This window comes from Azospirillum sp. TSO22-1 (assembly GCF_003116015.1).
Lineage (GTDB): Bacteria > Pseudomonadota > Alphaproteobacteria > Azospirillales > Azospirillaceae > Azospirillum.
In genome coordinates this window covers 24,437-34,528 of the sequence record NZ_LGQZ01000055.1, presented here as the reverse complement: position 1 = coordinate 34,528, position 10,092 = coordinate 24,437, and the positions used below count along the sequence as shown (strand labels likewise).

General features: G+C 69.7%; 12 protein-coding genes. 11 read left to right on the top strand and 1 reads right to left on the bottom strand.

All coding sequences use genetic code 11. The features are described 5' to 3' along the window. The 8 genes from TSO221_RS36960 to TSO221_RS14805 all read left to right on the top strand — a co-directional run. Window positions 1-93 (top strand): acyl-CoA dehydrogenase family protein (locus TSO221_RS36960; RefSeq protein ID WP_199229490.1); only part of this gene is annotated, 93 nt, incomplete at its 5' end. Beyond that, window positions 90-1,673 (top strand): AMP-binding protein, encoded by a 1,584-nt coding sequence (locus TSO221_RS14835; protein WP_109119281.1) that lies wholly within the window; start codon window positions 90-92, stop codon window positions 1,671-1,673. The genes TSO221_RS36960 and TSO221_RS14835, both read left to right, overlap by 4 nt. Next, the gene (locus TSO221_RS14830; protein ID WP_109119280.1) at window positions 1,670-2,830 is read left to right on the top strand and encodes an ABC transporter substrate-binding protein; all 1,161 of its coding nucleotides are present in this window, start codon (window positions 1,670-1,672) and stop codon (window positions 2,828-2,830) included. Before TSO221_RS14835 ends, TSO221_RS14830 begins: the two co-directional genes overlap by 4 nt. Before the next feature lie 122 nt (window positions 2,831-2,952). Further along, the gene (locus TSO221_RS14825) at window positions 2,953-3,831 is read left to right on the top strand and encodes a branched-chain amino acid ABC transporter permease (protein ID WP_109119279.1); all 879 of its coding nucleotides are present in this window, start codon (window positions 2,953-2,955) and stop codon (window positions 3,829-3,831) included. Continuing rightward, entirely contained in the window at window positions 3,828-4,781 is a 954-nt protein-coding gene (locus tag TSO221_RS14820) for a branched-chain amino acid ABC transporter permease (protein ID WP_109119278.1), read from the top strand. The genes TSO221_RS14825 and TSO221_RS14820 overlap by 4 nt, the downstream gene beginning before the upstream one ends. Beyond that, window positions 4,768-5,481 carry an ATP-binding cassette domain-containing protein gene (locus TSO221_RS14815; RefSeq protein WP_109119277.1) on the top strand — a complete coding sequence of 238 codons (714 nt, stop codon included), beginning with the start codon at window positions 4,768-4,770 and terminating at the stop codon, window positions 5,479-5,481. The genes TSO221_RS14820 and TSO221_RS14815 overlap by 14 nt, the downstream gene beginning before the upstream one ends. Then, the gene (locus TSO221_RS14810) at window positions 5,465-6,187 is read left to right on the top strand and encodes an ABC transporter ATP-binding protein (RefSeq protein WP_199229489.1); all 723 of its coding nucleotides are present in this window, start codon (window positions 5,465-5,467) and stop codon (window positions 6,185-6,187) included. The genes TSO221_RS14815 and TSO221_RS14810 overlap by 17 nt, the downstream gene beginning before the upstream one ends. Further along, window positions 6,184-6,645: a PaaI family thioesterase gene (locus TSO221_RS14805; protein WP_109119276.1), complete on the top strand. Its 462-nt coding sequence runs from the start codon at window positions 6,184-6,186 to the stop codon at window positions 6,643-6,645. The genes TSO221_RS14810 and TSO221_RS14805 overlap by 4 nt, the downstream gene beginning before the upstream one ends. A 6-nt stretch (window positions 6,646-6,651) precedes the next feature. Here the strand turns inward: TSO221_RS14805 and TSO221_RS14800 are convergent, their stop codons facing one another. Next, window positions 6,652-7,257, bottom strand: a complete 606-nt coding sequence (locus tag TSO221_RS14800) for a phosphatase PAP2 family protein (protein ID WP_109119275.1) — start codon at window positions 7,255-7,257, stop codon at window positions 6,652-6,654. 149 nt (window positions 7,258-7,406) lie between these two features. Here TSO221_RS14800 and TSO221_RS14795 point away from each other — a divergent pair, with 149 nt between their 5' ends. From TSO221_RS14795 to TSO221_RS14785, 3 genes are all read left to right on the top strand, one after another. Then, window positions 7,407-7,631, top strand: coding sequence for a hypothetical protein (locus TSO221_RS14795; RefSeq protein WP_146208809.1), 225 nt, complete (start codon window positions 7,407-7,409; stop codon window positions 7,629-7,631). 104 nt (window positions 7,632-7,735) lie between these two features. Further along, entirely contained in the window at window positions 7,736-8,311 is a 576-nt protein-coding gene (locus TSO221_RS14790) for an ANTAR domain-containing protein (RefSeq protein WP_199229488.1), read from the top strand. 509 nt (window positions 8,312-8,820) lie between these two features. Then, window positions 8,821-10,059: a CmpA/NrtA family ABC transporter substrate-binding protein gene (locus TSO221_RS14785; RefSeq protein WP_158284098.1), complete on the top strand. Its 1,239-nt coding sequence runs from the start codon at window positions 8,821-8,823 to the stop codon at window positions 10,057-10,059. Window positions 10,060-10,092: the final 33 nt, after the last annotated feature.

Here is a 10,092-nt window from a genome sequence, read left to right as displayed (position 1 = left end):
TACCGCGACGTCCGGCTGTTCCGCATCTACGAGGGCACCAGCCAGATCCAGCAGCTCGTCATCGCCCGCAACATGATCCGCGAGGCCGCGTGACTCCCGACCAAGCCATCGTGGACGCGCTGCCGCGGCGGATCAGCCATCCGCCGTTGGCCTGGGCCGGGAAGACGCCCGACGCGCCGGCCCTGCGCGAGGGCGACATCGAATGGAGCTACGCGCGGCTCGGCGCGGCGGTGCGCCGGATGGCGGAGCGCATGGCCGGGCTCGGCGTGCGCGGCGGCGACCGGGTGATGCTGGTCGGCGAGAACGGGCTGGCGCTGGTGACGCTGATGCTGGCGGCGAGCGAGCTGGACGCGTGGCCGGCGATCATCAACGCCCGCCTGTCGGAGCGCGAGATCGACGGCATCCGCGACCACTGCCGGCCGCGCCGGGTGTTCTACACCGACGCCGTCTCGCCGGACGCCGCGGCGCACGCAGTGCGGCACGGAGCGGAGCCGCTGGGCGATCCGGACCTGCCGCCGATGGCGGTGGGGCCGCTGCTGGAGGCCGAGCCGGAACCGGTGTACCCCGACAATGTCCGACAGGTCGGCGCGCTGATCTACACCTCCGGCACCACCGGGCAGCCCAAGGGCGTGATGCTGTCGCACCGCGGGCTGCTGTTCGTGGCGGCGATCTCCGGCCGGCAGCGCGGGCTGCACGGCGCCGACCGCACCTACGGCGTGCTGCCCATCAGCCACGTGTTCGGCGTGGCCTCGACCTGCCTCGGCACGCTGTACGCCGGCGGCTGCCTGCACACGGTGCCGCGCTTCGATCCAAAGGCGGTGGTGCGCGCGCTGGAGGAGGACGGCGTCACCGTCCTGCAGGGCGTGCCAGCCATGTACGCCAAGCTGGTCGAACACATCCACGCGACGGGCAAGCCGCTGAACGCGCCGCATCTGCGCTACCTGTCCTCCGGCGGGTCGGTGCTCGACCTGTCGCTGAAGCGGGATGTCGAGGCGACCTTCGGTCTGACGCTGCACAACGGCTACGGCCTCACCGAGTGCTCGCCGACGGTGACGCAGACGCGGCTCGACAGTCCGCGCACCGACACCTCCATCGGCCCGCCGCTGCCTTGCGTCGAGGTGCGCTTCGTCGACCACGCCACCGGTTGGGACGTGCCGTCCGGTGAGGTCGGCGAGCTGTGGGTGAGGGCGCCCAACGTGATGCTCGGCTACTACCGCGCGCCGGAGCTGACGGCGCAGATGCTGACGCCGGACGGTTGGCTGAAGACCGGCGACGTGGCGCGGCTGGAGCCGGACGGCTGCGTGTCGGTGGTCGGCCGCATCCGCGAGATCATCATCCACTCCGGCTTCAACGTGTACCCCGAGGAGGTCGAGGGCGTGCTGGCCAGCCACCCGGCGGTGACGCTCGCCGCCGTCATCGGCCGCGAGGTGGCCGGCAACGAGGAGGTGCTCGCCTTCGTGCAGCTCGCCCCCGGCCAGGAGGTCGCGGAGGCGGAGCTGAAGGCGTGGGCGGCGGAGCGGCTGGCGCCCTACAAACGCCCGGCGCGCATCGTCGCCGTTCCGGCGCTGCCGGCCAGCCCGACGGGGAAGCTCAAGAAGGGGACGCTGCGCGAGATGGCGGAGGGGCTGCTTGCGCGGGGCATGCAAGAACATAAGGGAGGAACGAACCAATGATCCGCAGGCTCACCGGGTTGGCCGCGACGGCGGCCGTGGCGCTCGCCATCGGCGTGGGCGCCGCCCAGGCGAAGGACTTCGTGCTGGGCGAGCAGTCGCCGCTGTCCGGCAATCTGGCCCGCGTCGGCCAGGGCATGCACGAGGGCATCTCCGTCGCCATCGACATGGCCAACAAGCAATACGCTGGCAAGCACAGCTTCAAGCTGGAGACCATCGACGACGAGACCTCGCCGGCCAAGGCGGTGGCGGCGGTGGAGAAGCTGGCCGGCATGGGCGTGGTGGCGCTGACCGGCGGCTACGGCTCCAACATCATCGGCCCGGCGTCGGAAGCGGCGAACAAGGCGGGGCTGGTCTACATCACCTCGGGCGGCGTGACGCCGGAGCTGACCGAGCGCGGCCACAAGACCTTCTTCCGCATCAACAACACCGACGGCTACGCCACGGCGATGATCGGCCTCTTGGAGGAGATGAAGGCGAAGAAGGTCTCGGTCGTCTACCTGAACAAGGAGGCGACGTCCAACCTCGCCAAGTCGGTGCAGAGGGCGCTGGCCGGCAAGGGCGTGACCGTCGGCATGCACGAGTTCGACGGCGCGACCAACGACTTCAAGCCGCTGGTCAACAAGGTGAAGCTGCAGGACCGGCCGGACGTCGTCGCCATGGTCGGCTACGAGAACGACTATGTCGGCATTCTGCGCGCCGCCAAGGTGCTGAAGCCCGACGTCAAGGCGATGGTCGGCGTGTGGTCGCTGGCCACCTCGCAGATGGCCAAGGAGTTTCCCGACCTGATGGAGAACGTCTACGGCACCTCCATGCTGCCCTACCCGGTGGAGTTCACCGCGCCCGAGGCGCAGGAGTTCGCCAAGACCTACAAGACGCTGTTCGGCAAGGAGCCCGATTACCTGGGCCAGTTCGGCTACGTGCAGACCAAGCTGCTGATCCAGGCGATCCTGCGCGCCGACGCGGCCGGGACCGGCATCGCCGACGAGCTGCGCAAGACCGACGAGCCGACGCTGATCGGCCGCGTGACGTTCAACGAGAAGGGCGACAACCCGAACTTCAGCCACCGCATGGGGCAGCACCAGAAGGGCAAGGTCGTGCTGGTCTGGCCGGCGGACGCGGCGAACGGCAAGGCCGTGTTCCCGGGCGTGCCCTGGTGAGTTTCTAGCCCTCCCCCAGCCCCGCTGGGGGAGGTTAGGTGGGGGCTACGGCCTCCCGGTCAGGCCGCTGCCCCCACCTAACCTCCCCCGCCGGAGGCGGGGGAGGGATTAAGGAAACCAACATGCTCGAACTGACACTCCAGGCACTGTTCTCGGGCCTGCTGGCCGGCGGCTACTACGCCACCGTGGCGGTGGGGCTGGCGCTGGTGTTCGGCACCATGCGCGTCATCAACCTCGCGCACGGCGAACTGGTTCTGCTCGCCGCCTACATCGCCTACGCGGGCGAGTCCCGGTACGGGCTGAACCCGGTGCTGTGCATCCCCTTCGCCCTGGTGGTGGTGTGCGCCAGCGCCGCCATCGTCTACGCGCTGCTCGCGCGCATCGAGCAGGACCGCGAGATGAACTCCCTCATCCTCACCTTCGGGCTGGGCGTCATCCTGACCAACCTGATCCTGATGACCTGGGCGGCGGACATCCATTCCACCACCAACGCCTGGATGCTGGACAGCGTCGTCCTGGCGGACACGCTGTTCGCCATGCGCTCGGAGGTGGTGTTCTTCGTCGCCGGGCTGGCCTTGATGGCTGCTGTGCACCTGTGGCTCAGCCGGTCCTGGCAGGGGCGGGCGGTGCGGGCGCTGTCCTCCAACCGCAACGCGGCCAAGCTGATGGGAGTCGATCCCAGCCGCACCGAGGTGCTGTCCTTCCTGGTGGCGGGCGCGCTGTCCACCTTCGCCGGCATCGCCATCTACACCGGCAAGACGATCTACCCGGCGCTGGGCCACGTGATGACGGTGAAGGCGTTCATCATCACCGTGCTGGCCGGCATGGGCTCGATCCCCGGCGTGCTGATCGGGGCGATCATGATCGGCGTCATCGAGTCCTTCACCGTCACCTACGCCGCCGCCTCGCTGCAGGAGCTGGCCGGCATGGTGCTGTTCCTGGTCGTGCTGTTCGTCGCCCCCTCGGGCCTGTTCGGCGGCAAGAAGGCGCTCCCCCGATGAACCCGCGCATCCTCGTGCCGGTGCTGGTCGCCGCCTATCTGGCGGTGCCGCTGGCATTCCAGTCGAACGGCTACCTGCTCGGCCTCATCGTCGCGGCGCTGACCATCGCCGGAATCGCGGTGGCGTGGGCGCTGCTCGGCAACCTCGGCGGCATGGTCAGCTTCGGGCACGCGGCGTTCTTCGGCGTGGGCTCCTACGTCTCGGCGGTGCTGACCATGAAGGCGGGCGTGCCGGTGTTCGCCGGGCTGCTGATGGGCGGGGTGGGGGCGGCGGTGGCGTCCATCGCCACCATGCCGGCGCTGCGCCTGAAGGGGCCGTACTTCGCGCTCGCCATCCTCGCCTACGCGCACATCTTCCAGATCCTGGCGGTGCAGCTGGAGGGGGTGACCGGCGGCGCCGGGGGCCTGCTGTCGATCCCGCGCTTCCCCAGCGTTCTGGGCGTCGATTTCGGCACGAAGCTCGGCGGCTACTTCGTCATCGTCACCATCGTGATCCTGGCGGCGCTGGCCTACGACGCGATCCGCCGCTCGACCTGGGGGCTGGCGCTGAAGGCCATGCACGACAGCGAGCTGGCGACCCGCGTCATCGGTGTGCCGAGCACGCACCTGAAGGCGGTGATGCTGGTGGTCTCCGCCTTCATCACCGGCGTGGTCGGCGCCTTCAACGCGCACTTCATCAACTTCCTGGAGCCGGACTACGCGTTCTCGGGCTCCTGGACGGTGCTCCCCATCGCCGCGGCGATCTTCGGCGGTTATCGCACGGTGTGGGGACCGGTGCTGGGCGCGCTGGTCATCTACCTGCTCGACCAGCTGCTGTTCAAGGAAGTGCTGCCGCACGGCCACCAGCTGGTGCTGGGCGCCCTGATGGCCGGCATGGTGCTGTGGAGCCCCGGCGGCCTCGTGCCGGTCCTGGTCCGCCGCAAGGGAGGGCGCGCGCATGCTCACGCTTGATCGGGTGCAGGTCAGCTTCGGCGGCGTCACCGCGCTGCGCAACGTCACGCTGGGGGTGGGGGAGGGCGAGACGCTCGGCCTTGTCGGCCCCAACGGGGCGGGCAAGACGACGCTGTTCAACGTCATCTCCGGCGTCGTGCACCCGGTGTCCGGTTCGCTGTCGTTCCGCGGCAAGCCGCTGCTGAGGGAGCCGGAGTGGAAGCGCGCCCGCCTGGGTATCGGCCGCAGCTTCCAGATTCCCCGCCCGCTGCACCACTGCACGGTGCGGGAGAACCTGATCGTCGCCCAGCGCTTCGGCGCCGGGAAGGTCGATCCCCGGCGCATCGACGAGATCCTCGACCTTCTGAAGCTCGCCCACAAGGCCGACCGCGACGCGGTCACCGAGCTGGCGCTGACCGAGCACAAGGCGCTGGAGGTCGGCAAGGCGCTGGCCACCGACCCGGCGCTGCTGCTGCTCGACGAGGTGCTGGCCGGGCTGGAGACCGCCGGCAAGCGCGCCTTCATGCAGACGCTGGGCGCGGTGCGCGACCGCTTCAACCTCGCGATGATCGTCATCGAGCACGACATCCCGACCATCTCGACCCTGTGCCCGCGGGTGGCGGTGCTGAACTTCGGCGAGCTGATCGCCGACGGCACGCCCGAGGCGGTCTTCCGCGACGCCGAAGTGATCAGGAGCTACACCGGTGAAGCCGTTGCTTGAAGTGGATGGGGTGCGCGCCGGCTATGGCGCCATCAACGTGCTGTGGGACGTGTCGCTGACCGTCGCGGCGGGCGAGACGACGGTGATCGTCGGCCCGAACGGCGCCGGCAAGACGACGCTGCTGCGCGCGCTGATGGGGCTGGTGCCAGTGCAGGGCGGCGACGTGCGCCTGGACGGTGCCAGCATCCGCAACCGCCGCACCTGGGACAGCGTGGCCGACGGGCTGGTGATGATCCCCGAGGGCCGCATGATCTTCCCCGACATGTCGGTGGAGGACAACCTGATGATGGGCGCCTTCCCGCGGAAATGCCGGAAGGGCTGGAAGGCCAACCTGGAGATGGTCTTCGACCTGTTCCCGCGCCTGAAGGAGCGGCGCGGCCAGCTGGCCGGCACGCTGTCGGGCGGCGAGGCGCAGATGCTCGCCATGGGGCGCGGGCTGATGGAGCAGCCGCGCATCTGCCTGATCGACGAACCGTCGCTGGGCCTGGCGCCGGTCGTCGTCGATGAGATCTTCCGCATCCTGGCGCGGCTCAAGGCGGAGGGGTTGACCATCGTGCTGGTCGAGCAGAACACCAACCGGGCGCTGAAGATCGCCGATCAGGTCTATCTGATGCAGTCCGGCCGCGTCGCGCTGTCCGAACGCGGCGAGCGCGTCGACCTGGACCGCCTGCACGCGCTGTACTTCGCCCACGAGGCCGCGGAATGACCACGCCCGAACTTCCCCACGACCACCTGCTCGACGGCGAGCCGCCGTCCGGCTTCCAGGAGTTGCTCGGCTACCGCCTCGTGCGCTGGGAGGAGGGGCTGGCGGAGATGGAACTGCACATCGAGCGCCGCCACCTGAACCGCGCCGGGGTGGTGCACGGCGGCGTGCTGACGACGCTGCTCGACACCTCCATGGGATTCTCGGCGACCTTCTGCCCGTTTCCCGGGCGGGTGCGGCGGGTGGTGACGCTGTCGCTGTCCACCAGCTTCCTCGGCCAGGCGCGGCACGGCACGCTGGTGGCGAGCGGGCGGCTGCGCGGCGGCGGGCGCAAGATCGTGTCGTGCACCGGCGAGGTGCGCCTGCGCGAGACCGGCGTGATCCTGGCCGCCGCCGAGGGCATGTTCAAGTACCGCACCGGCAGCGAGCACCCGGAAGGCGTCGAGCTGCACGGCGGCTGAGCCGCCTTACCGGCAGACGCCGGCCTGGGCGCGCAGTCCGGCGGCGATGCTGCGGATGACCTCCTCGGCCTGCAGCCGCTCGCCGTGCAGCGTGACCAGCAGCAGCACGGTGGCGGCCAGCAGCGCGCCGGCCCGGTGTGACCGGACGGCGATCGGCGGCAGCGTGCGGTACCGGCGGGCGAACACCGCGAGCGTGGCGACGCCGACGAGCAGGCCGACCGCCACCTCCGGCGCCGTGTGGGAATTGAGCAGGACCCGCGTCGCCGCCACGCCGGCGGCGACTGCGGCCGGCACGGCCATGGCCAGCCAGCGCCCGGCCCCCCGGAGATGCCGGGCCAGGATGACCCCGGCGGAACCGTAGACCATGGTGGCGAAGGCCGCGTGGCCGCTGGGGCTGACCAGGGAGGGACCGGTCAGCGCCGCCTCGCACGTGTGGCCGAGCAGCTTGAGCGCCGCCAGAACCGCCAGTCCCGGCACCAGCGTGCCCAGCCAGACGAGCGCCGCCGTCGCCGACTGCTGCGACCACAGCACCGCCGCGAGCACCAGCGCCAGCGGCAGCATCAGCGCGCTGTCGCCGAGGTCGGTGATGCCGGTCAGGATGGCGGGATCCATCCCCCTTTATGGGTGCGGGGCAGGCTTTCGGGCAAGCGACAAAGGGGCGGGCCTTATGTCGCGGCTCTCCGCCCAAGGTATGGGCATTATGCCCTTGTTGGAGGCATCCGACGAAATTACTATGCACACGCATCCAACAGAGGATTCCCGTGGGGGTCGCCATGTGCGCCGGCGTCGAAGGCTGCTTCCTGATCCGCGCCTACCAGCAGAATTTGCGGAAACACGGGCACGACAAGGCCGTGAACGCCGCCGCGCGGCTGTATCAGCGCACGAACGCCGAGGCCTCCGACGAGGAGGCGGTGGAGTTCGTCACCCGCTTCATCACCCCCACCGCCGCGGTGGCGGATTGCTCGTCCTGCAGCCACGCGGCGTGATCCGGACGCGCGCGAAGTTCCTGAGTGCTTCGCTTTGGTATCGTTCTTGCTGGAGGCCGGCCGTATAAGGGCTGCGCCCTGCCGGCAAGACGAGGCGTGTTTTCGTGCGAGTTCTCCTGGTCGACGACGATCCCGACCGCGCGGCGGTCGTACGGAACAGCCTGCGCCAGATGGGGGCCGAGATCGCCGCGCAGATCGGGCTGGACGCCGACCTGCGCGCCGCCATCGCCCGCACCACGCCCGACCTCATCGTCGTCGATCTCGACTGCCCGTACCGCGACTATCTCGAAGACCTCATGCAGATCAACCGCGAGAACCCGCGGCCGATCGCCATGTTCGTCGGCGAGGAGGACCGCGCGCTGATGGCCCAGGGCGTCCAGGCGGGGGTGAGCGTCTACGCGGTGGACGGCCTGAGCCCGAAGCTGGTGCGTTCGATCATGGAGACGGTGCTCGGCCACTTCCACCGCTTCCGCCAGCTCAACGAGGAACTGGAGAAGTCGCGCACCGCGCTGTCCGACCGCAAGCAGGTGGACCGCGCCAAGGGCCTGCTGATGACCCACCGGGGCCTCAGCGAGGAGGAGGCCTACCGCTACCTGCGCAAGCTGGCCATGGACCAGAACAAGCGCCTGGCGGAAATCGCCGAGACGGTGATCGCGATGGCGGATCTGCTGAAGCGGTAGCGGGGCGCTTTCGCGTCGAACCAGTGCCCAATCCGTCATCCCCGCGAAGGCGGGGATCCATACGTTCCGCAGCCAATCGCTTTGCGAGTTATGGATCCCCGCCTTCGCGGGGATGACGTTTCCGGAATACAATCGCCTAATAGATAGGCATATCAACCGATAGCCTAAAATTTCGCCATATATGCCGCATCATAGGGCAGAATCGCTGCCTCGAAAACACGAGTGCTACGGTCAGAAATTCGAGCAAGTGGCTGGAATAACTCGATCTTGTGCATCGCGCTGCAACTGGCATGCCCCTTGCTAAAGTAACAGCGCTGGTCCTGGCAACGACGTCGGGGCCGCAACTCGGGTGAAGCGCCAACGACGGCGTGCAACCCCTTCAGAGACACAAGTCCGGGCCAAGGACGGCCCGGCACCGGGACAACGGCGTCCGAATGGTAGGCGGCCTCATGCGCTGCTCACCGTTTGGGCGCCTTTTTGTTTGCCTCGATTTTGTGCGGAAGGTCGTGATGACGGGATCGCTGGAACTGGACCGGGTGACGCTGGGCTTCGTGCCGCTGACGGACTGCGCGCCGTTGGTCATGGCCCTCGACAAGGGCTTCTTCGCCAGGCACGGCCTGTCGGTCACGCTGTCCCGCGAGGCGTCCTGGGCCAACATCCGCGACAAGGTGGCGGTCGGCCTGCTCGACGGCGCGCAGATGCCGGCCGGCATGCCGCTGGCCGCCACCGGCGGGGTCGGGCGGGTCAACGTGCCGATGCTGACCGGCGTGGCGCTCGGCCTCAACGGCAACGCCATCACGGTGTCGGAGACGCTGTTCCGCCAGATGGAGGCGGCCGACCTCGCCGCCGTGGCGCAACGCCCCACCGACGCCCGCGCGCTGAAGCCGGTGATCGCCGCCCGCCGCGAGGCCGGCCGGCCGAAGCTGACCTTCGGCGTCGTGCTGGCGGTGTCCAGCCACGCCTACCAGCTGCGCACCTGGCTCTCGGCGGCCGGGATCGACCCGGACCGCGACGTGCAGCTGGTGGTGGTGCCGCCGCCGCATATGGTCGGCAGCCTGAAGGCCGGCGAGATCGACGGCTACTGCGTCGGCGAGCCGTGGAACACCCAGGCGGTGCACGAGGGCATCGGCCGCATCGTCGTCACCGGCTACGAGCTGTGGAACAACAGCCCGGAGAAGGTGCTGGGCGTCACCGCCGCCTGGGCCGCCGCCAACCCGAACACCCACCGCGCGCTGATCCGCGCGCTGATCGAGACGGCACGCTGGCTCGACGTCCCGGCCAACCGCGAGGAGACGGCGGCCACGCTGTCCCGCGTCGTCGGCGTGCCGGAGGCGGCGCTGCGCGCCTCGCTGACCGGCAGCGTGCAGGAGGCGCCCGCCGCGCCGGCGCGGCCGGTGCCGGACTTCATCGTCTTCCACCGCTACGCCGCCACCTTCCCGTGGCGCTCGCACGCGCTGTGGTTCCTGGCGCAGATGGTGCGCTGGGGGCAGCTGCCCTCCAGCGCCGACCTGGCCGGGATCGCGGCGTCCGTCTACCGCACCGACCTTCACCGCGCCGCCGCGGCCGAGCTGGGCGAGCCGGTGCCGCTGACCGACGGCAAGCCGGAGGGCGCGCACGCCGGCCCCTGGACGCTGACCGACGCCACCTCGCCCATCGCCATGGGCGCCGACCGCTTCTTCGAAGGCCGCCGCTTCGACCCGGCCGATCCCCTCGGCGGTGTGCCAAGCCGCTCCTTCGTGCCTGCCTGATCCAAAAAGAACCAGACCCCTTCCCTGGAATGG